We start from the raw sequence: 518 nt of genomic DNA, 5'->3' as shown, positions 1-518 counted from the left end.
ATCCAAAAAGGATTGAAAGAATTAGACATTCCAAGAATGAAGGCCCACATCAAGGTCGTTTCAAAAGAGAAAAAAGGATTCTTAGGCTTGTTTGGTAAGAAGCCGGCTCAAGTTGATATCGAAGCGATTAGTGAAACGACAGTGATCAAAGCCAATCAGCAGGCCATTAAAGGGGTTCCAAAAGAAGTCAATGAAAAAAATGAACCCGTGAAAACAGTAAGTGAAGCAACTGTTGATTTGGGGCATGTAGTTGAAGCGATTAAGAAGATTGAAGAAGAAGGTCAAGGTGTTTCTGAAGAGGTCAAGGCTGAAATCCTGAAAAATGAAAAACATGCCAGCACGATTTTGGAAGAAACAGGTCATATTTCAATTTTAAATGATTTGGAACCAGAGGATACTGCCGAGGAAGTGGAATCTGCTCCAGAAAAAGAAACTGAAACGCAGGAAGCAACAAGCCAATCTTTGGAAGATTTAGGCTTGAAAGTAGAACCAAGTTATGACATCGAACAAGTGGCAAC

The 518-nt window shown here is 39.8% G+C and carries 1 protein-coding gene; it reads left to right on the top strand.

The genetic code is table 11. The features are described from left to right. Positions 1-518 (top strand): Jag N-terminal domain-containing protein (locus GMD6S_RS10120; protein ID WP_000552386.1); only part of this gene is annotated, 518 nt, incomplete at both ends.

Source organism: Streptococcus sp. GMD6S, from assembly GCF_000297015.1.
Note: the sequence above shows the minus strand (reverse complement) of the source record. Positions and strands in the feature narration are given on the sequence as shown.